Source organism: Streptomyces nymphaeiformis (assembly GCF_014203895.1).
GTDB classification, from domain to species: Bacteria; Actinomycetota; Actinomycetes; order Streptomycetales; family Streptomycetaceae; genus Streptomyces; species Streptomyces nymphaeiformis.
This window is the reverse complement of sequence record NZ_JACHJY010000011.1, coordinates 226,792-246,534: the sequence shown is the minus strand read 5'-3', so window position 1 is coordinate 246,534 and position 19,743 is coordinate 226,792. Positions and strand designations below refer to the sequence as shown.

Genomic DNA, 19,743 nt, shown 5'->3' with positions numbered 1-19,743 from the left:
ATAAAGCCCGACCCGTAAAGAATGAGGCATCAGAACGGACAAAAGGCGCCCAACGTGGCTACACGTCGAGCGCCCTTCGTCACATCGCCTGCAGAAGTGCCTACAGAAGGCCGTCCCACATCTGCTCGAGCAGCACCGACCACCAGTTCTCCGGCGACGACAGCGCCGCCGGGTCCAGCATCGCCAGCTGCGCCTGGAAGTCGACCGTCCAGCGACCCGCCTGCTCCGGGTTCAGACCGAACCGCAGCCGCCACATCCGGCCGAGCAGCGCCATCGACCGCGCGAACTCCGGCAGCCCCGTGTTCACGAACTGCGGCGGCACCGACTGCCCGCCCGGACCGGCCTCCACCGGCACCGCCACGATGTGCGCGGTCCCGTACTGGACACAGATCGCCCGACCGAAGTCCGAACCGAGCACCAGGTACGAGCTCGCGTCCGGCGCCACCGGAACCTGCCGCTGCGCCGCCAGCTCCGCCAGCGTCGGCACCACCGGAACCGCCGGCTGCGCCCAGAAGAACGGACCGAAGTCCGCCGGGAGCCCCGCCCACACCAGCGTGCGCGCGACCAGCTCCGGCACGCCCTGACGGGACACCGCCCGCTGGTCGAACCGGAGGATCCCCGGACCGAACGCCCCCGCCAGCTCCTGCGCGATCCCCTCCGGGGGGATCGGCGGCGCCGGCTGCACCTGCGGCAGCGGCGCCCGCACCGGAGCCGGCCGCGCCGGACCGTCCGCGACCTGGTGCAGCTCGCCCTGATGGGTCAGGAGCTGCCGCATGCCCTGCTGACGGCCCGCGTGATCACGGCCGTACGGGGCGATGCTGGTGATCCGCGCCTGCGGCCACGTCTCCCGGATCATCCGCGCGCAGTAGCCGCCCGGCAGCTCGCAGGACTCCAGCTCCGTGTGGAGTTCGAGCACCTGCTGCGGCGGCACGTTCATCGCGCGCAGCTCGTGCAGGATCTGCCACTCCGGGTGCGGGGTGCCCGGCGCCGAACGCCGGATGATCTGCGCCTCGGAACCGTCGGGCGCCCGGTAGCGCAGCACCGCCTGGTAGCCGGGACCGACCGTCGGCTGACCCGTCGGCTGCGGATAGCCGTACGCCGGAGGCACGGGCGCCCCGGGCACGGGACCGGGAGGCACGGGCCCCGGAGCCATGGGACCAGGAGGCACGGGGCCGGGCGCGGGCGGCGGCGTGTGACCGCCGACCGGCGGCGCCGGAGCGGGCGGAGGCGGCGGGGCCCCCGGACCACCCAGACCACCAGGACCGGGCTGCGCCAGCATCGTCGCGGCGTGCGCGATCCCGCCCGCGGGCGTACCGCCACCGGGCACACCCGGCGGCGGCGGGGGCGGCGGAGGCGCGCCCGGACCGCCCTGGTTCGGATGCGCCAGCATCGTCGCCGCGTGGTGCACCGGCTGCGGCGGCGTCACGGCACCCGGCGCGGGCGGCGGCCCGGGCGGACCCGGCTGCGCCGGCGGCTGGAGCCCCTCCGGCCCGAGCTGCGACACCAACTGCGTGGGGATGTACGCGTTGCCGCCCGACGAGGCACCCGGCACACCCGGAACTCCCGGCGGCGGGGGCGGCGTCGGACCGCGCCCGGCCTTCGGCGGCAGGGAGGCCTTGCTGGTCGCGGCATCCGCGATGTCCCCGGCACCCGGCGCCGAGGGCGCGGGCGGCGGAGGCGGCGGCGCACCCGCACCGGCCTGCGGCACGGGAGCCGGCACGGGCTGCGGCGAAGACTGCGGGGCGGGCGGCGTCGGCGGAGCCGGCGGGACCGCGCCCGGGGCCGGGGCGGCCGGGTCGAGACGGGGGGCGATCGCGGTCGGCGGCAGCGCGCTGCCGCCCTTCATCAGCGCGGTCGGCGCGTCCGCGCCCACCGACAGCGGCGGCGCGTCCTCGTCGTCCGTGCCCGACAGCGGCGGCGCGAAGACGGTCGCGGGCAGCGGCACCGCCCCGTCGGCACCCCCGGAACTCGCGTTCGCGTCCACCCACGGGCTGGACGGCGGGGGTACGGGAGCAGGAGTAGGTACGGGAGCAGGCGTGGGTACGGGCGGAGCCGGGGTCGCCGGAACGCCGTCCATCGCCGTCGGCTCGTACGCGTCGGCCTCCGCAGCCGCAGCCGCGACGGGCTCGGCGGCAGGGACGGGAGCGGTCGGGGCCTCGGAGGCGGAGGACGCCGGGGACGCCACCGAAGCGGCAGAAGAAGGCGAAGAAGAAGCCGAGGACGAAGCCGCACCCGAAGAAGCCGAAGAAACCGAAGAAGCCGAAGAAGAAGCCCCCTCAAAGACGGCGTCCGAGGCCGACGAAGCCACCGAAGCCGAAGGCCCCGACACCCCCGCGCCCACCCCGTCCGACGCGTCGTCCACCGGCGGCGACGCACTCGCGCTCTCCTGCGAGGCGTGCGACTCCTCCCGCGGCAGACCGATCTTGTCCGCCGCGTCCTGGAGCCACTCCGGCGGACTCAGCAGGAACGACGTCTGGTTGAGGTCGATCCGCGCCGCCGGCACCGCCGCCTGCGCGGGAACCTCCTCCGTCGCCCCGTACTCCTCCTCGTACCGCCGGATCACCTCACCCACCGGCAGCCCCGGCCACAGCGTCGCCTCGCCGCTGTCCCGCGCGATCACGAGCCGCTGACGCCCGCCGTCCGACGTCGGACCGCCCTCGCGGTCCTCCGCCCACACCACGAAGCCCAGCTCGAACTCCCGCACCCGCACCTCGCGGTGCTGGTACCCCGGCAGGTCGCCGTTGATCCATTCCTCGGCGCGCTCCTGCGCCTGCGCGAACGTCACCACAGCCAGCTCACTCCCCCACCGGGACCACGGGCACGGCGCGCGCGAAGCCGCCGTCCACCATCAGGTTCGCCACCGTCTCCAGCTCCGGCGGATTGCCCGCCAGACGCCCGAGGAACGCGTCGAAGTCCGCGCCGCAGGGCAGCAGCAGCCGCTCCACCCGCTCGTTCACCGTCCAGCCGGCCGCCGCCGCACCGGAGTCCCGCGCGTCGTCGTACGCGCAGAACCACACCGAACCGACCGCCGCACCCCGCACCTTCAGCGCGATCAGACCGCCCTGGACGAACGCGACGCCCAGATAGTCCTTCGTCAGATGGTCACGCAGACACTTGTTGACGTAGACGAGGTCGTTGACCCCCGCCTCCTCGCGCACCGTGAAGAACGGCTGGTCGACCAGGAGTCCCAGCTCCGCGTCGAGCGCCGCGCCCACCGGAGCGCAGCCGCCCGCCGCCTTCAGGAAGGAGCGGTACGCCCCCGGCAGCCGGTAGCCGAGATCCTCCTCGACGCCCTGGAGCTGCTGCTCCGACACCGACACCAGGCCCTTCGGCAGCCCGAAGTGCACCGGCCGGGTCTCCTGCAGCGGACGCGTACCCCGCTTCGACTGGTCGACGGCGGCCGTCGCCACCCCGCCGTGGTGACGGAGCAGCGCCTTCACCTCGACCGGGACCAGCTCCATCCGCCGCGAACGCGCCACGTGGTGCCACGTCCAGCCGTGAGGGGTCGCCACCGACGGGATCGTGTCCCACAGCTCGTGACCCGTCGCCGCGAGCGCCGCGTTCGCCGACACGTAGTCCGTCAGACGCAGCTCGTCGACACCGAAACCCTCCGGCGGATCGGCGATCTCCGCCGCCGCGCGCGCGTACGGCGAGAAGTCCGGGTGGCCGTGCTCGTCCATCCGCACCCCTCTGGGATGCCGGGACGCACGTACCGGATCCGGGAAATGCACGACCTGCCCGGCGTAGGCCGCGTTCGGTGGCGCGGTGTCCTGCCCGAGCCGACCTGTCGTCATGGCGGTTGCCCCCTGCATGGCGTCGCTGACTGCTTGCTACCGACAGCCGACGGCTGCGGCCGACTGATGCCGCACAGCCTATGCGCTGCCACAAGAGGCCGAACCGGACCCGATCCGTCCGCGACCGAGAGTGACCAACTGTCACGACGCCATGACAGGTGCACCATGATTCCGACACACCGAAGGCGCGTTTCGCCGCCCCAGCTTCCCCATATGGCTCCCTATTTGGCAGGCTGTCCAACGCAACTCGGGGGATTGCAGGAGGGGAAGACCAGCACCATGCACGTAGCGACGACACCCACGCAGGGTGACCCACGCCTCAACTGGAGCAGCAGCGCCGAGGCCACCCGCGCGCCCTCACTGCGGCACCGCCGCGACGGAATCCTCCCCACCGTGGGAGCCGCCCTTTCCGTCCGCGGCGAGACCCTCACGTGCACCGCGGGCCGCGGCGACCGGCCGCCCGTCCTGCACGCCCTCGTCCAGGACTTCCTGGACACCCTCACCAGCAGCCAGCGGGAACGCTTCACCGGCCGCTGCCCCGAGGCGATCCTGCTCTCCCGGCACCTCGCCGCCACCGAGAACGGCCGCTCCAAGCGCGCCCAGCGCAAGCCGCTCACCCACAGCGAGGCCCGGCGCTCCCTCAAGCAGGCCAAACTCACCGCCCGGCGCATCCGCGAGGACGGCGACCCGCTCCACGGCAGTTACGCGGCACCCTGCCGCTCCTGTACGGCGATGCTCGCCCACTTCGGAGTCCGCGCCGTCGACCCCACCACGCCTGTCGAGAACGGCTGACCGCACCCCATGCCCGACCACCTCAGCACCACCCGGTTCCCGGTCAACGTCGACGCCGCCCTCCGCGAGGCCGGCTGGCAGCCCGGCCGCTGGGACATCAAGCTCGCCGAAGAGTGGGCCGACACGCTCCGGGCCCACATCTCGCCCGCCGGACACCGGCACAGCGTCTTCCCCGCCGCGGTCGAGGCCTGGGCCGAGTTCGGCGGCCTGCGGATCACCGCGCCCGGCCACGGCCGGCAGATAGCGCCCGCCGCCGTCCGCTTCGACCCGCTCGCGGGCCTCCACCTCTCCCGCACCCTCGCGGACCTCGGCCGCGCCCTCGACACCGAACTCGCCCCCCTCGGCGAGGAGGGCGACCACCAGGCCGTCCTGGCGATGGACGCCGAGGGCCGGGTCTACAGCCTCGACCACGCGGGCGACTGGTACCTGGGCAAGGACATCGACGCGGCCCTGTCGACCCTGATCACAGGAGCCCAGCCGGTCCGCCTGACGGCGGGCTAGGCGGGCGGGGCCGGGGCCACGGACCGGCCCCGGCGAAGCCCTGGCGAGGCCCCGGCGACTCCGCTACGCCCCCGTCGGCAGGACCGCCGAGACCTTGAAGCCGCCCGCGTCCGTCGGGCCCGACACGAACACGCCGCCGAGCCGCAGCACCCGCTCGCGCATGCCGACCAGACCGTTCCCGCCGCTCGGCAGCCCCACATCGGCCACCGCCGCGTCCGAAGGCCCGTTCTCCACCTGCATCGCGACCTCCGCGTCCCGGTGCGCCAGACGCACCACGACCTTCGCGCCCGCCGCGTGCTTGTGGACGTTCGTCAGCGCCTCCTGCACCACCCGGTACGCCGTCCGCTCCACCTCGGGGGCGTACGGACGCACCTCCCCGATCACCAGGAACTCCACCGCCGCCCCCGCGAGCCGCGACTGCTCGCACAAGGCCTCCAGGGCGTCCAGACACGGCCCGTCGTCCGCGGCGGCCTCGGCGGCGGCGGCCGCCGCCCGGCCCACGGCCGCCAGCGGCACCGCGGCGGGCCCGGCCGGAACCGCCTCCTCCCGGAGCACGCCCAGCATCTCCCGCAGCTCCGTCAGGGCCTGCCGGCCCATGTCCCCGACCAGCGCCGCGTTCTTCACGGCCTTCTGCGGATCCTTCAGCGCCACCGCCTGGAGCGCGGCCGCGTGCACCACCATCAACGACACCCGGTGCGCGACCACGTCGTGCATCTCCCGCGCGATCCGCGTCCGCTCCTCCTGCCGGGCCCACTGCGCCCGCTGCTCGGCCCGGTCGGCCAGCAGCGACAGCTCCTGCTCCAGCGAGTCCGCCCTCTCCCGCAGGCTCTCCATGAGCCGGCGCCGCGCCCCTATGTAGAGGCCGAAGAGAACGGGCGGGGCGTTGAGCCCGAGCGTCATGAAGAGGGAGACGCTCGGCACGTACCAGCCGCTGGGATCGATGTCCGGCGGGCCGACGTCGGCCTGGGCGAGGTCCTGCTTCATCCGCACGACGGTCACGACGAAGAGCGCGAGGGTCGACATCCCGGCGAGGACGGCGGTGATCCGCCGGGGCACGTCGGAGGCGGCGAGCGAGTACAGCCCGACGATCCCCATGAGGAAGGCCATCTCGGCGGGCGCGACGGCGATCGACACGAGCACGACGGCGATGGGCCAGCGGCGCCGGAAGAGCAGCACGGAACCGACGAGCAGCCCGAAGACCACGCCCACGGGCACCGGCAGCGAGGCCTTGTCGGCGAACCCGACGCCCTCGACGGCGCACTCCAGCGCGGACACCAGCGCGAGCCCCACGTCGAGCACGGCGCTGCGCCGTCTCCCCCACCACCACCAAGTCCTGACGCGCTCGGCGTCCCGGTCCGCCCCCGTTGTGGTCATACCCACCACCCTACGGGTGGGACCCCACGTCAACCCCGAACACACCAGTCCCTCGAACTGTTGAATCGCCCAGATTTTCGATCCGGACGTCCGGATTCCGGACGACGGTGTTCGTATGACAGCCGCCACCAGCAAGTACGCGGACTTCGAAAACCTGCGCGAGCAGGCCGTCGCCCTCCGCCGCGAGGGCCTCAGCCGACGCCAGATCCGCGACCGCCTCCACGTCGACAACAACGACATCCTCAACCGCCTGCTCGAAGGCGAACCGCCGCCGGAGTGGACGAAGCGCCCGAACGCGAAGGACGACCTCCGCGACCGCGCCCGCGAGCTGCGCCTCCAGGGCTGGACCTACGACCGGATCCAGGTCGAGCTGGGCTGCTCGAAGAGCTCGATCTCCCTGTGGGTAAGAGACCTCCCGAAGCCGGAACGGAAGCGGACCCACGAGGAGGCGTCGGAGATCGCGCGGCGGGGGTGGGAGCCGACGATGCGCCGCCGCGAGGAGAACCGCCGGTCGGTCAAACGCGCGGCGGCCGAGGAGATCGGAGCGATGTCGGAGCGCGAACTCTTCCTGCTGGGCGTGGGCCTGTACTGGGCGGAAGGGACGAAGGACAAGCCGCACGCCCGCCGCGAGCGCGTGACCTTCGTGAACAGCGACCCCGGGATGATCCGCGTCTTCACCGCGTGGCTCGACCTCCTCGGCGTCGAACCCGAGCGACGCAGGTACTACGTGATGATCCACGAGACCGCGGACACAGGCAGCGCCGAGCGGTACTGGGGCGACCTCGTCGGCGTCGCCCCCTCCGAGTTCGGCAAGACGACGGTGAAGCGCCACAACCCGCGAACCAACCGCAAGAACGTGAACGCCGAGTATCACGGCTGTCTCGCGATCCAGATCCTCGGCAGCGCTGATCTGTACCGTCGCATCGAGGGCGCCTGGTACGGCATAGTAGGGGCGGCTACCGCACTCGATCACGAGAATCGGACATAGCGGTAATCCCGGGTCGTCTAAGGGCAAGACGGGAGATTTTGGTTCTCCATATGGGGGTTCGAGTCCTCCCCCGGGAGCTCGCAGGTTCGGGTCCTACCCTCACGGGTCAGGACCCGCACTCATGTCCGCCTTCTTGCCCCCCGGTATCCTTCGTGGGTCCACCACCCAAAGCCGAAGGGCATTCCCGTGAGCGCCAACCGCCCGGCAGCCGTCGTCGTCCTCGCAGCGGGTGAGGGCACCCGCATGAAGTCGAAGACCCCCAAGGTCCTGCACGAGATCGCCGGGCGTTCGCTCGTCGGGCATGTCGTGTCCGCCGCCCGGGAGCTGGAGCCCGAGCACCTCGTCGTGGTCGTCGGGCACGCCCGCGAGCAGGTCAAGGCGCATCTGGACGAGCACTACGCCGGGACCCGGACCGCCGTCCAGGAGGAGCAGAACGGGACCGGGCACGCCGTGCGGATGGCCCTGGAGGAGCTCGGCGCCACCCCCGACGGGACCGTCGTCGTCGTGTGCGGCGACACCCCGCTGCTGTCCGGGGAGACGCTCAAGGCCCTCGCCGGCACGCACGCCGCCGACGGCAACGCCGTGACCGTGCTGACCGCCGAGGTTCCGGACTCCACCGGCTACGGGCGGATCGTGCGGGACGCCGACGGGGCCGTGACCGAGATCGTCGAGCACAAGGACGCCTCCGCGGACCAGCTCGCGATCCGGGAGATCAACTCCGGCGTGTTCGCGTTCGACGGGAAGCTGCTCGCCGAGGCCCTCGGCCAGGTCCGGACGGACAACAGCCAGGGCGAGGAGTACCTCACCGACGTGCTGTCCATCCTCCGCGAGGCCGGTCACCGGGTCGGCGCGTCGCTCGCCGGCGACCACCGCGAGATCCTCGGGATCAACAACCGCGTCCAGCTCGCCGAGGCCCGCGCCCTGCTGAACCAGCGGCTGCTCGAGGCGGCCATGATGGCCGGCGTCACCGTCCAGGACCCCGCCTCCGTCTTCGTGGACGTCACCGTGACGTTCGAGGCCGACGCCGTGATCCTGCCGGGCACGCAGCTGCTCGGCGCCACCCACGTCGCCGAGGACGCCGTGGTCGGGCCGAACACGCGCCTGACGGACGTCACCGTCGGCAAGGGCGCCCGCGTGGACAACACCGTCGCCTTCTCCGCCGTCGTCGGCGAGGGCGCCTCCGTGGGCCCGTTCGCGTACCTCCGTCCGGGGACGAACCTCGGCAAGAAGTCCAAGGCCGGCACGTACGTCGAGATGAAGAACGCGACGATCGGCGAGGGCACGAAGGTCCCGCACCTGTCGTACGTGGGCGACGCGACCATCGGCGAGTACTCGAACATCGGTGCCGCGAGCGTCTTCGTGAACTACGACGGCGAGGCGAAGCACCACACCACGATCGGCTCTCACTGCCGTACGGGTTCGGACAACATGTTTGTGGCTCCCATCACCATCGGGGACGGGGCCTACACCGCCGCGGGGTCCGTGATCACGAAGGACGTGCCGGCCGGTTCGCTCGCCGTGGCCCGGGGCCAGCAGCGGAATATCGAGGGTTGGGTGGCCCGGAAGCGGCCCGGCAGCGCTGCCGCGCAGGCCGCTCAGGCAGCCGCCGAGGAGTCCGCCGGCGAAAGCTGACCGGAAACGGGTACGCCGAACACGGCGTACCGTGATACGTGCACACAAATTCGGCTGGCACGCACATGCGCTCGGAAGACGCGGGGTCGCGGCCAGAGAACACGTCTGAGGAGACAGTGCTGTGACCGGGATCAAGACGACCGGCGAGAAGAAGCTGATGCTCTTCTCCGGCCGCGCCCACCCCGAGCTGGCCGAGGAGGTCGCGCACCAGCTGGGCGTCGGTCTCGTTCCGACCAAGGCGTTCGACTTCGCCAACGGTGAGATCTACGTCCGCTTCCAGGAGTCGGCCCGCGGCGCGGACTGCTTCCTGATCCAGAGCCACACGGCTCCGATCAACAAGTGGATCATGGAGCAGCTGATCATGATCGATGCTCTGAAGCGGGCCTCCGCCCGGAGCATCACCGTGATCATCCCGTCGTACGGCTACGCCCGTCAGGACAAGAAGCACCGCGGCCGCGAGCCGATCTCGGCGCGTCTGGTGGCGGACCTGCTGAAGACCTCGGGTGCCGACCGCATCCTGACCGTGGACCTGCACACGGACCAGATCCAGGGCTTCTTCGACGGTCCGGTGGACCACCTGTCGGCCCTCCCGGTCCTCGCGGACTACGTGGGTGCGAAGGTCGACCGCGACAAGCTGACGATCGTCTCCCCGGACGCCGGCCGCGTGCGCGTCGCCGACCGCTGGTGCGACCGTCTGGACGCCCCGCTGGCGATCGTGCACAAGCGTCGTGACAAGGACGTCGCCAACCAGGTCACCGTGCACGAGGTCGTCGGTGACGTGAAGGGCCGCGTCTGTGTCCTCGTCGACGACATGGTCGACACGGGTGGCACGATCTGCGCCGCCGCCGACGCGCTGTTCGCGCACGGTGCCGAGGACGTCATCGTGACGGCCACGCACGGCATCCTGTCGGGTCCGGCCGCGGACCGCCTGAAGAACTCCAAGGTCAGCGAGTTCGTCTTCACGGACACGCTGCCGGTTCCGGGCGCGCTCGAGCTGGACAAGATCACGGTGCTGTCGATCGCGCCGACGATCGCCCGCGCGGTGCGCGAGGTCTTCGAGGACGGTTCGGTGACGAGCCTCTTCGAGGAGCACTGAGCCTCGCCGAGTAGCTGAGAAGGGCCGTTTCCCCCGGTTGGGGGAAGCGGCCCTTCTTCATGCGCTGGGCGTTCTCAGTGCGTCGACCGCGATCCTCGCCGCCCTCCCGATCGCCGCGTCCGCCGCCGGCAGGGTGACGTCGGTGGAGGCCGCCCGGGTGAAGACGGCGACGGCGTACCGGCCTCCGTCGGGGTATTCGACGACGCCGGCCTCGTGGCGGAGGGTGGGCAGGGAGCCGGTCTTGCCGCTGACGCGGACGTCGTCGAAGGGGAAGCCGGCGGCGAGGCGGTGGGTCCAGGCCTGGAGGCCGAGGAGGGCCCGCAGTTCTTCGCCGTACTCGCCGGGGCAGACCTCGTCGCGCCAGACGGCGGCGAGGAGGGCGGTGATCTCGCGGGGGGTGGAGCGGTTGGTGCGGGTGGGGTCGAGGGCGCGGAGGCGGGTGACGGCGGCGGGGTCGGTGTAGGCGGCGGGGTCGCCGGCGGCGTCCTCGCGCATCGTCTCGTACAGCTCGCGCATGGTGTGGACGGCTCGGGTGTGGGTGAGTCCGAGTTCGGCCATGGTCGTGTTGACGGTGTCGAGGCCGAGGGCGTCCCAGAGGAGGTCGGCGGCGGTGTTGTCGCTGACGGCGACGGCGAGGCTCGCGAGGTCGCGGAGGGAGAGGCGGGCGGCGTCGCGCATGACGGAGAGGCCGGTGGAGCCGGGGGCGCGGCCTTCGGCGGGGATGTCGACGGGGCGGGTGGGGTCGACGAGGCCGAGGTGGGCCCGGCGGTAGAGGGTGGCGACGAGGCAGAGCTTGTGGACGCTGGCGGTCGGTACGGGGGTGTCGGAGCCGACGCCGAGGGCGGCGCCGGTGTCGATGTCGGTGGCGTGGAGCCGGCCGGTGACGCCCGCGTCGGTGAAGGCCGCGGTGATGCGGCGGGCGGCGGGGTGGGGGGTCACAGGGGGAACTCCGATGCGGGGCGGGGGAAGACCATCCTGGCGGACGGTGCGGGGCGCATGTCGGCGTGCTCGCGGAGGATCTCGTGGGCGGTGTCGGCGAAGAGGCGGACGGCGGGTCCGTCCTTGCCGTCGGGCCAGGCGGTGGAGGTGCGCCAGGTGACGGGGTTGCCGCGGAGGGGGCGCCAGACGGTGCCGGCGCCGTCGGGGGTGCGGGGGACGAGGGCGATGGCGTGGCCGGAGAGGACGAGGCCGCGGGTGAAGTCGGGTCCTGCGGCTTCGTGGACGGTGGCGGGGGTGCAGCCGTGGCGGGCGCAGGCGGTGAGGGTCTCGTCGTGGAGGGCGGGGGCTTCGGCGCGGGGGAAGAGGACGAGGTCGCGGCCGGTGAGGGCGGCGGTGGGGAGTTCGGGGGGTGCGGCGAGGGGGTCGTCGGCGGCGAGGAGGGCGCCGAGGGGCTGGTGGAGGGTGGGGCCGAAGGCGAGGCCGGGGGCGGGGCAGGGGTGGCGGACGATGCCGACGTCGAGGGTGCCGGCGGTGAGTTCGGCGGTCTGTTCGGTGGTGGGGAGTTCGCGGAGTTCGAGGTCGGCGCCGGGTGAGCGGGTGCGGAAGGCGGTGAGGAGGGCGCCGACGGCGGGGGCGCCGAGGCCGGGGGGTACGGCGGCGCGGAGGGTGCCGAGGGCGCCGCTGTGGACGCGGGCGACGGTGGCGGTGAGGCGGTCGGCGGCGGTGAGGAGGTGTTCGGTGTCGGCGAGGACGAGGCGTCCTGCGGGGGTGAGGGTGGCGCCGCGGGGTCCGCGGTCGAGGAGGCGGACGCCGAGTTCGCGTTCGAGGCGCTGGATGCGTTGGGAGAGGGAGGGCTGGGCCATGCGCAGGCGGGCGGCGGCGCGGCCGAAGTGCTGTTCCTCGGCGACGGTCCGGAAGTACCGCAGGTGCAGGAGCAGGTCCATGAGCAGCAAGGATAGGTGTTCGCCTATGGCTTCGTTCCTGATATGCGTCTTGGACTGGTCGTACGGGTGTCTGTTTCGCTGCCTGGCATGACGACTCATCGGGGACAGGTACGGGGCCGGGGCCGTCGGCGCAGGTGGCCGGCGGTGGCGGTGGCGGGGGTGCTGGTGGCGGGGGCCGCCGGGTGGGCGGTGGCGTACGGGCCGCTGAAGCCGGGTGCGGAGGGGCCGGTGGTGGCGGATCCGGAGGCCGTGCGGACAGCGAAGGCGTTTCTGGGCAGGTGGGCCGCGGGTGATCTGGCGGCGGCGGGGCGGTTGACGGATGCGCCGGAGAAGGCGGAGCAGACGCTGCGGAACTTCACGGCGGGTCTGGAGATCGCGAAGCCGGTGCTGACGGCGGGTGCGGCCCGGGCGGAGGGTGAGGCGGGGGCGCGGCTCGCGTTCGCGGCGAGGATGCCGGTGGCGGGGCTCGGCACGTGGTCGTACGGCTCGGAGCTGGCGTTGGCGCGTACGGATGCGGGGTGGCGGGTGCGGTGGGAGCTGCCGCTGATCCATCCGCAGTTGAACGACAAGCAGCGGTTCAAGCTGGTGCAGGAGGAGTCGGAGGAGCTGGCGGCGGTCGACCGGGACGGGAAGCCGATCTCGGCGGCGGAGCATCCGTCGCTGGTGTCGGTGCTGGGTCTCGGCGGGGGGACGCCGCGGGGCGAGGTGCAGGTGGTGGACCGGGTCACCGGGGAGGCGAAGGGGACGGCGGTGCGGTTCGGGCCGGATCCGGGGAAGGGCGGGGGTCCGCTGCGGACGACGATCGACGCGCGGACGCAGCGGGCGGCGGAGGAGGCGCTCGCGCGGCACGCCCGGGGGCGGAGTGCGGGTCTGGTGGCGCTGCGGATCGACACCGGTGAGGTGGTCGCGGTGGTGAACGGTCCGTCGGGCGGCTTCAACCGGGCGTTCCAGGGGACGTACGCGCCGGGGTCGACGTGGAAGGTGGTGACGAGTGCGGCGCTGCTGGCGAAGGGGGCGGTGACGCCTCGGTCGCGGGTGGACTGTCCGAAGTACCTGACGGTGGGGAAGCAGTTCCACAACGTGGAGACGTCGGAGATCCCGGACGCCACGTTCCGGCAGGACTTCATCCAGTCGTGCAACACGGCGTTCGTGGCGCTGCGGGGGCGTCTCGCGAACGACGAGATGACGGTGTTCGCGAAGGAGTACTTCGGTCTCGGTCCGGAGTGGAAGACGGGTGTGAGTTCGGTGGACGCGGAGGTGCCGGTGCCGGCGGACGAGCCGGAGAAGGCGGCGTCGCTGTTCGGGCAGGGGCGGCTGCGGACGAATCCGCTGGCGATGGCGTCGGTGACGGCGACGGCGGTGTCGGGGACGTTCCACCAGCCGCTGCTGGTGAAGGGGACGGAGCAGCCGGAGGTGGCGACGAAGCCGCTGCCCGCGGGGGTGGTGGCGGGGCTGCGGTCGCTGATGCGGGACACGGTGACGGACGGTTCGGCGAAGGTGCTGGCGGGGGTGCCGGGTGAGGTGGGGGCGAAGACGGGGACGGCCGAGGTGACGGAGGACGGGAACAACAACGGCTGGCTGGTGGCGTACGACGGGGAGATCGCGGTGGCGTGCGTGGTGGAGGGGGCGGAGAGCGGCTCGGGCTCGGCGGGCCCGGTGCTGCGGGACCTGCTGAACGAGCTGGCGGGCTGACGGGCCGGCCTGGCGGCCGGGGCGGCGGGGCGGAGGCACTGCCCTGCCGGTCCGGCCGGGGGTGGGGCCGGGCGGGCCGGGTGGGTCGGGGTCGGTGGGTTGATCCATTTGGGGTGGTCCGGAGCGGCGGGTAGACTGCCGTAGTTGCTCGGCGAGGGAGGCCGTGCCCGTAAGGGTCACGGCGGTCCGTTATCGACGCGCTCTTCGTAGCAGGCCATCGCCAGTCGTGGCCGGGTGACCACCTTTTTCGTCACCTTCTACGAGGAGTGCACCATGTCCGAGGTCAAGCTCGCCGCTTCCGTCCGCACCGAGTTCGGCAAGGGCGCCGCCCGTGCGATCCGCCGTGACTCGCAGGTCCCCGCGGTCGTCTACGGCCACGGCTCGGAGCCGGCCCACATCACCCTTCCGGCCCACGAGCTCGGTCTCGCGCTCCGTACGCCGAACGTCCTGCTCTCCCTGGACATCGACGGCAAGAACGAGCTGGCGATCCCGAAGGCCGTCCAGCGTGACGCCATCAAGGGCTTCCTGATCCACGTCGACCTGCTCCTCGTCAAGCGCGGCGAGAAGGTCACGGTCGAGATCCCGGTCCAGGCCGAGGGTGAGCTCGCCGCCGGCGGCAACCTGCTGGAGCACGTGCTCGGCACCCTCTCCGTCGAGGCCGAGGCCACCCACCTCCCCGAGGCCGTCACGGTCTCCGTGGAGGGCCTGGAGGCCGGTGCCTCCGTCCTCGCCAAGGACATCACCCTCCCGAAGGGCGCGACCCTGGTGACCGACGCCGACGCCGTCGTCCTGCAGGTCCTGGCCGCCCAGGCCGAGGAGCCGGCCGCCGAGGCCGAGGCCGCCGAGGGCGCCGAGGCCTGAGCCGTAGGCTCTGCCTGACGTGACGGGGTGACGGGCCGTACGGGCCCGTCACCCCGTTTCTCTTGTACGGACGCGCTGTGCACGGATACGAGGAGACCTGACGCACATGACGGACGACGCGAACGCGCCCTGGCTGATCGTCGGCCTCGGCAACCCCGGGCCCGAGTACGCGGCCAACCGGCACAACATCGGTTTCATGGTCGTGGACCTGCTCGCGGACCGGATCCGCGGCTCGTTCAAGCGGGCGCAGAAGGCGCAGGCGCAGGTCGTCGAGGGCCGGATGGGGCCTCCGGGTCCTGAGAACCGGCGGGTGATCCTCGCGAAGCCGATGTCGTACATGAACCTCTCGGGCGGTCCGGTGACGGCGCTGCGCGACTTCTACAAGGTGCCGACGGCGCACGTCGTGGCGGTCCACGACGAGCTGGACATCGACTACGGGGTGCTGCGGCTGAAGCTGGGCGGCGGCGACAACGGGCACAACGGTCTGAAGTCGATGACGAAGGCGATGGGCGCGGACTACCACCGGGTGCGGTGCGGGATCGGGCGTCCGCCGGGCCGGATGCAGGTCGCGGACTTCGTCCTGAAGGACTTCTCGTCGACGGAGCGCAAGGACCTGGACTGGTTCGTGGACCGGGCGGCGGACTCGGTGGAGTGCCTGGTGGCGGAGGGCCTGGAGCGGGCCCAGTCGGCGTACAACTCGTAGGGCCTGGCGCCGGGAACGTACGACTGTACGATCGCGGGTCATGACGCACGTCCGTAACGCCGCCGTGGCCCTGGTCGCCCTGCTCCTCCTCGTCGCGGGTGCGTGGTCCTCGTGGAACTCCGCCCAGCACGTCCTGCTCGCGAAGGGCCGTGAGCACGGGACGCTGGCGGTGACCGACTGCAACGACGAGACGTGCAGTGGGCGTTACACCCCGGAGGATCCGTCGTCGACGCGCCGGACGCTGACGATCGCGCGTTCGGTGGCGGCGGAGAAGGGCGTGACGATCCCGGTGGTGGTGAAGCCGGGCACGGACGAGGGCGTGCGGACGGGCTGGGGCGGCGGGTTGCACGCGTGGCTTCCGCTGGGCGGGGCGCTGCTTCTGGCGGCGCCTCTGGTGGGCGGTGGGTTGCGGCTGCGGCGGACGGCGTGGTCGCTGGCGGGGGTCGGCGGTGCGGTGCTGGTGGCGGCGTTCTTCGCCCTCTGATGCCCCGGTTGCACCCGGTTCCCGGGTCAATCGTTATGGACTGCTGCCTTAAAGGCGACTTAAGGCGATGGATAGGCTGCCCCAGCCACCTCCCACGGCATCCTCATCCCACAGATGGACGACTGCACATGCGACGCTCCTTCATACCCGCAGCCGCTCTTGTCGCGGCCATGGCGGGCTCTTCCCTGGCCCTGGCCCCCGCCGCCTTCGCGTCGGACGGCTCCCACCACTACGCGCTCCACCAGCCGACGCCGATCCTGGCGTCCGAGGCGTCCCACGACGGTGACTGCCCGACGATCCCGGCCGACAAGGACGGGTGGCACTTCGTCATCCCCACGAACGGCGTCAACTTCGTCAAGCTGACGGTGACGTTCGAGCCGGGTGGCGAGCAGGTCATCACCTCCTTCGGTCCGCCGTCCGACAAGCACGCGTACGTGGCCTCCGAGCCGGGCGCGAAGCTGGTGTCGGCCGAGGCCGACGTCGACGGTGTCATCAAGCAGGGCTGGTTCAACCTGTCCCACACCTGCGTGGCCACCTCCACCACCGGCGGCACGACCGGCGAGCAGACCACGGGCGGCTCCACCACCGGTGAGCAGACCACGGGCGGCTCCACCACGGGCGAGCAGACCACGGGCGGCTCCACCACCGGTGAGACGACGACCGGCGAGACCACCACGGGTGAGACCACCACGGGTGAGACCACCACCGGCGGTTCGACCACCGGCGAGACCACCACGGGTGGCTCCACCACCGGTGAGACGACCGCCACGGGCGGCTCCGCCTCCGGCGAGACCTCCGCCACCGGCGGTTCCACGACCGGTGGTTCCGCCACGGGCGAGACCTCCGCCACGGGCGGCTCCGCCACCGGCGGCGAGGTCAAGGACGAGAACGGCAACCTGGCCGAGACCGGCTCCAGCGCCCCCGTCGGCATCATCGCCGCCGTCGCCCTGGCCCTCGCGGCCGCCGGTGCGGTCCTGGTGACCCGCCGTCGCAAGGCCCAGCAGAACTAAGGCCCCGCGTCACCGACGTACGCCGTCATGACGATGCCCCCGTGGAGGTTTCCACGGGGGCATCGTCATGGGGACGGGCAGGACGTCAGCCGGTGTTGCGGAGGCCCGCCGCCACGCCGTTCACCGTGAGGAGCAGGGCCCGGGCGAGCAGCGGGTCCGGGTCCTGGCCGCGCTCGGCGTCCGCGCGCTGGCGGGCGAGGAGCGCGACCTGGAGGTAGGAGATCGGGTCCAGGTAGGCGTCGCGGATGGCGAAGGTCTGCTGGAGGACCGGGTTGGAGTCGAGGAGCTTCTCGCCGCCGGTGACCTTGAGGACCTCGGCGACGGTCAGCGCGTGCTCGGCCTCGATGGTGTCGAAGACGTGCTTGAGGTCGTCGGGGACGAGGGTGTCGACGTAGTGGCGGGCGATCCGCAGGTCCGTCTTGGCCAGCGTCATCTCGACGTTGGAGAGGAAGTTGCGGAAGAAGCCCCAGCGCTCGTGCATCTCGCCGAGGACGGCGTCGAGGCCGGCCTCGCGCAGGGCCTTGAGGCCGGAGCCGACGCCGTACCAGCCGGGGACGATCTGGCGGGACTGGGTCCAGCCGAACACCCACGGGATGGCGCGGAGTCCGTCGAGTCCCGCGCCGGAGTCGGGGCGGCGGGAGGGCCGGGAGCCGAGGTGCAGGTCGGCGAGCTGGTCGACGGGGGTGGCGGCGAAGAAGTACGCGGGGAGGTCGGGGTCCTCGACGAGCCTGCGGTACGCGGTGTGGGCGGCGTCCGAGACGGTGTCCATGGCCGCGTCCCAGCGGGCGAGCGCGTCGTCGGACTGGCGCGGCGCCGTGTGCAGGGCGGAGGCCTGGAGCGTGGCGGCGACCGTCAGTTCCAGGTTCTCCCTGGCCAGGGACGGGATGAGGTACTTGTCGGAGATGACTTCGCCCTGCTCGGTCACCTTGATCTCGCCCTCCAGGGTGCCCCAGGGCTGGGCGAGGATCGCGTCGTGCGAGGGGCCGCCGCCGCGGCCGACGGTGCCGCCGCGGCCGTGGAACAGCCTCAGCCGGACCCCGTAGCGGTGGGCGACGTCCCTCAGCCTGCGCTGGGCGCGGTGGATCTCCCACTGGCTGGTGGTGATGCCGCCGAACTTGGAGGAGTCGGAGTAGCCGAGCATGACCTCCTGGACGTCGCCGCGCAGCGAGACGAGGCGCCGGTAGGAGGGGTCGGCGAGCATGTCGTCGAGGATGACGTCGGCGGCCTTGAGCTCGTCGGTGGTCTCCAGGAGCGGCACGATGCCGATCTTGGCCCAGCCGCCGTGCAGGTCGACGAGGCCGGCCTCGCGGGCGAGGACGGCGGCGGCGAAGACGTCGTCGGCGCCCTGGCACATCGAGATGATGTACGACTCGATGACCTCCGGGCCGAAGCGCTCGAAGGCCTCCTTGATGGTGTGGAAGACGCCGAGGGTCTTCTCGCCGGCGGCGTCCAGCGGGGCCGGGGTCGGGGCGAGCGGGCGGCGGGAGCGGAGCTCCTTGGCGAGCAGCTTCTGCCGGTAGTCGCGGGGCATGTCCGCGTACCGCCAGGACTCCTCGCCGAGGCGGTCGAAGAGCTGGCCGAGGGCGTGGTGGTGGGCCTCGGCGTGCTCGCGGACGTCCATGGTGGCGAGCTGGAGGCCGAAGGCGGAGAGGGTGCGGATGACCCGGTCCATGCGGCCGTCGGCGAAGAGGGCGCCGCGGTGCTCGCGCAGGGAGGTCTGGATCAGGGTGAGGTCGTGGATGAGGTCGGCGGTGCCGAGGTAGTCGCGGCCGTCCTGGTGCGGGGTGCCGTTCGCGAGGCGCTCGCGGGTGTTGACGAGCTTCTGCCGGACGCAGGTGGCCTTGAGGCGGTACGGCTCCTCGGCGTTGAGGCGCTTGTAGCGGGGGCTGATCTCCGGGAGGAGGTCCAGGTCGCGCTGGAGGGAGTCCAGGAGTTCCTGGGTGGCTCCGGTGTAGCGGATGGAGTTGGAGAGCAGTCCGCGCAGGAAGTCGATGAGTTCGAGCGCGTCGGTGATGCCGTGCTCGTGCTGGAGGATGAGGACGTCCCAGGTCACCTGGGGGGTGACGTTGGGGTTGCCGTCGCGGTCGCCGCCGATCCAGGTGCCGAAGGTGAGCGGGCGGGTGCCGGCGGGCAGTTCGACGCCGACGCGCTCGAGTTCGGCGGCGAGGTCCTCCAGGACGTCGCCGACGGCTTCGGCGTGCAGCTCGTCGAGGTAGTAGATGGCGTTGCGGGCCTCGTCGGCGGGCTCGGGGCGGACGACCCGGAGTTCGTCGGTCTGCCAGATGAGGTCGATGTTCTCGGCGAGCCGCAGGTCGGTGCGGCGGCGCTCGACCTGGCTGACCGGGGCCTCCAGGAGCGCGGCGATGCGCCGGAGCTTGTTGAGGACGGAGCGGCGGGCGGCCTCGGTGGGGTGCGCGGTGAAGACGGGGCGCACGTTGAGGTTCTTGACCGTCTCGCGTACGTGCTCGGGGTCGCCGTCCTTGAGCATGTCGACGGTGCGGGCGAGGAGGCCGCCCTCGGCGGCGCGCTTCTCGCGCATCTCGCGGCCGCGGTGGACCTGCTCGGTGACGTTCGCGAGGTGGAAGTAGGTGGAGAAGGCGCGTACGAGCTTGGCGGCCGTCTCGAGTTCGACGCCCCGGAGGAGCTCGGCGGCGGCTTCGCCGTCCTCGCGGGTGAGGCGGCGGACCTTCTCGACGAGGTCGAGGAGTTCGTGGCCCTCCTGGCGCACGAGGGTCTCGCCGAGGAGGTCGCCCAGTCGGCGGATGTCGGCGCGCAGCTCGGTGCTGGCGGTGGGGGTCTGGTCGGCACTGCTCACAGGTGCGGCTCCTTGCAGTGTTTGAGCACGTCTGGAGGGGTTCTGGAGGCTTGCGGACCGCGCTGTCCGACGCCCCCAGGATAGGTGTCCACATGGTGGGCGGCGGGCAGGCCCCTTC

General features: G+C 72.3%; 16 protein-coding genes and 1 tRNA gene. 11 read left to right on the top strand and 6 right to left on the bottom strand.

The window, feature by feature from the left end:
* Nucleotides 1–100: 100 nt before the first annotated feature.
* The gene (locus GGE06_RS34400) at nt 101–2,788 is read right to left on the bottom strand and encodes an SUKH-4 family immunity protein (RefSeq protein WP_184932627.1); all 2,688 of its coding nucleotides are present in this window, start codon (nt 2,786–2,788) and stop codon (nt 101–103) included.
* 7 nt (nt 2,789–2,795) lie between these two features.
* Entirely contained in the window at nt 2,796–3,794 is a 999-nt protein-coding gene (locus GGE06_RS34395) for an SMI1/KNR4 family protein (RefSeq protein ID WP_116160558.1), read from the bottom strand.
* Between the two features lie 279 nt (nt 3,795–4,073).
* Between GGE06_RS34395 and GGE06_RS34390 the strand changes: the two genes are divergently transcribed.
* Together GGE06_RS34390 and GGE06_RS34385 are read left to right on the top strand one after the other, a co-directional pair.
* Entirely contained in the window at nt 4,074–4,586 is a 513-nt protein-coding gene (locus GGE06_RS34390; RefSeq protein WP_116160557.1) for a YwqJ-related putative deaminase, read from the top strand.
* Between the two features lie 9 nt (nt 4,587–4,595).
* Nucleotides 4,596–5,087, top strand: coding sequence for an SUKH-3 domain-containing protein (locus tag GGE06_RS34385; protein WP_116160556.1), 492 nt, complete (start codon nt 4,596–4,598; stop codon nt 5,085–5,087).
* A 63-nt stretch (nt 5,088–5,150) separates the two neighbouring features.
* Here GGE06_RS34385 and GGE06_RS34380 read toward each other — a convergent pair whose 3' ends face one another.
* Complete coding sequence (locus GGE06_RS34380) at nt 5,151–6,461, bottom strand: sensor histidine kinase (RefSeq protein WP_116160555.1); 1,311 nt, start codon at nt 6,459–6,461, stop codon at nt 5,151–5,153.
* 115 nt (nt 6,462–6,576) lie between these two features.
* Here GGE06_RS34380 and GGE06_RS34375 point away from each other — a divergent pair, with 115 nt between their 5' ends.
* The 4 genes from GGE06_RS34375 (at nt 6,577) to GGE06_RS34360 (ending at nt 10,177) form a co-directional block, all read left to right on the top strand.
* On the top strand, nt 6,577–7,449 hold the full coding sequence (locus tag GGE06_RS34375) for a hypothetical protein (protein WP_184932626.1): 873 nt from the start codon (nt 6,577–6,579) through the stop codon (nt 7,447–7,449).
* A gap of 6 nt (nt 7,450–7,455) precedes the next feature.
* Nucleotides 7,456–7,526: transfer RNA gene (locus GGE06_RS34370), tRNA-Gln, on the top strand.
* A gap of 109 nt (nt 7,527–7,635) precedes the next feature.
* On the top strand, nt 7,636–9,081 hold the full coding sequence (gene glmU / locus GGE06_RS34365) for a bifunctional UDP-N-acetylglucosamine diphosphorylase/glucosamine-1-phosphate N-acetyltransferase GlmU (RefSeq protein ID WP_116160553.1): 1,446 nt from the start codon (nt 7,636–7,638) through the stop codon (nt 9,079–9,081).
* Between the two features lie 121 nt (nt 9,082–9,202).
* Complete coding sequence (locus GGE06_RS34360) at nt 9,203–10,177, top strand: ribose-phosphate diphosphokinase (protein WP_116160552.1); 975 nt, start codon at nt 9,203–9,205, stop codon at nt 10,175–10,177.
* Between the two features lie 57 nt (nt 10,178–10,234).
* Here GGE06_RS34360 and GGE06_RS34355 read toward each other — a convergent pair whose 3' ends face one another.
* Complete coding sequence (locus GGE06_RS34355) at nt 10,235–11,116, bottom strand: serine hydrolase (RefSeq protein ID WP_184932625.1); 882 nt, start codon at nt 11,114–11,116, stop codon at nt 10,235–10,237.
* Nucleotides 11,113–12,060, bottom strand: a complete 948-nt coding sequence (locus GGE06_RS34350; protein WP_116160550.1) for a LysR family transcriptional regulator — start codon at nt 12,058–12,060, stop codon at nt 11,113–11,115. Before GGE06_RS34350 ends, GGE06_RS34355 begins: the two co-directional genes overlap by 4 nt.
* A gap of 87 nt (nt 12,061–12,147) precedes the next feature.
* On the opposite strand from GGE06_RS34350, the gene GGE06_RS34345 reads away from it, so the two are divergent.
* From GGE06_RS34345 to GGE06_RS34325, 5 genes are all read left to right on the top strand, one after another.
* Complete coding sequence (locus GGE06_RS34345; protein WP_184932624.1) at nt 12,148–13,752, top strand: penicillin-binding transpeptidase domain-containing protein; 1,605 nt, start codon at nt 12,148–12,150, stop codon at nt 13,750–13,752.
* 273 nt (nt 13,753–14,025) lie between these two features.
* Complete coding sequence (locus tag GGE06_RS34340) at nt 14,026–14,613, top strand: 50S ribosomal protein L25/general stress protein Ctc (protein WP_116160549.1); 588 nt, start codon at nt 14,026–14,028, stop codon at nt 14,611–14,613.
* A 106-nt stretch (nt 14,614–14,719) separates the two neighbouring features.
* The gene (gene pth / locus GGE06_RS34335; RefSeq protein ID WP_116160548.1) at nt 14,720–15,316 is read left to right on the top strand and encodes an aminoacyl-tRNA hydrolase; all 597 of its coding nucleotides are present in this window, start codon (nt 14,720–14,722) and stop codon (nt 15,314–15,316) included.
* Nucleotides 15,317–15,356: 40 nt separating this feature from the next.
* The gene (locus GGE06_RS34330) at nt 15,357–15,800 is read left to right on the top strand and encodes a hypothetical protein (protein WP_116160547.1); all 444 of its coding nucleotides are present in this window, start codon (nt 15,357–15,359) and stop codon (nt 15,798–15,800) included.
* A 170-nt stretch (nt 15,801–15,970) separates the two neighbouring features.
* Entirely contained in the window at nt 15,971–16,810 is an 840-nt protein-coding gene (locus tag GGE06_RS34325; protein WP_184932623.1) for an LAVTG motif-containing sortase-dependent surface protein, read from the top strand.
* Nucleotides 16,811–16,895: 85 nt separating this feature from the next.
* Here the strand turns inward: GGE06_RS34325 and ppc are convergent, their stop codons facing one another.
* Nucleotides 16,896–19,625, bottom strand: coding sequence for a phosphoenolpyruvate carboxylase (gene ppc / locus GGE06_RS34320; protein ID WP_116160545.1), 2,730 nt, complete (start codon nt 19,623–19,625; stop codon nt 16,896–16,898).
* Between the last annotated feature and the right edge of the window lie 118 nt (nt 19,626–19,743).

What these genes read in the sequence shown, in the direction of transcription:
- GGE06_RS34395 (WP_116160558.1), bottom strand. Translation starts at nt 3,794, where the DNA reads ATGACGACAGGTCGGCTCGGGCAGGACACCGCGCCACCGAACGCGGCC.
- GGE06_RS34390 (WP_116160557.1), top strand. Translation starts at nt 4,074, where the DNA reads ATGCACGTAGCGACGACACCCACGCAGGGTGACCCACGCCTCAACTGG.
- GGE06_RS34385 (WP_116160556.1), top strand. Translation starts at nt 4,596, where the DNA reads ATGCCCGACCACCTCAGCACCACCCGGTTCCCGGTCAACGTCGACGCC.
- GGE06_RS34380 (WP_116160555.1), bottom strand. Translation starts at nt 6,461, where the DNA reads ATGACCACAACGGGGGCGGACCGGGACGCCGAGCGCGTCAGGACTTGG.
- GGE06_RS34375 (WP_184932626.1), top strand. Translation starts at nt 6,577, where the DNA reads ATGACAGCCGCCACCAGCAAGTACGCGGACTTCGAAAACCTGCGCGAG.
- GGE06_RS34350 (WP_116160550.1), bottom strand. Translation starts at nt 12,060, where the DNA reads ATGGACCTGCTCCTGCACCTGCGGTACTTCCGGACCGTCGCCGAGGAA.
- GGE06_RS34345 (WP_184932624.1), top strand. Translation starts at nt 12,148, where the DNA reads ATGACGACTCATCGGGGACAGGTACGGGGCCGGGGCCGTCGGCGCAGG.
- GGE06_RS34340 (WP_116160549.1), top strand. Translation starts at nt 14,026, where the DNA reads ATGTCCGAGGTCAAGCTCGCCGCTTCCGTCCGCACCGAGTTCGGCAAG.
- pth (WP_116160548.1), top strand. Translation starts at nt 14,720, where the DNA reads ATGACGGACGACGCGAACGCGCCCTGGCTGATCGTCGGCCTCGGCAAC.
- GGE06_RS34330 (WP_116160547.1), top strand. Translation starts at nt 15,357, where the DNA reads ATGACGCACGTCCGTAACGCCGCCGTGGCCCTGGTCGCCCTGCTCCTC.
- GGE06_RS34325 (WP_184932623.1), top strand. Translation starts at nt 15,971, where the DNA reads ATGGCGGGCTCTTCCCTGGCCCTGGCCCCCGCCGCCTTCGCGTCGGAC.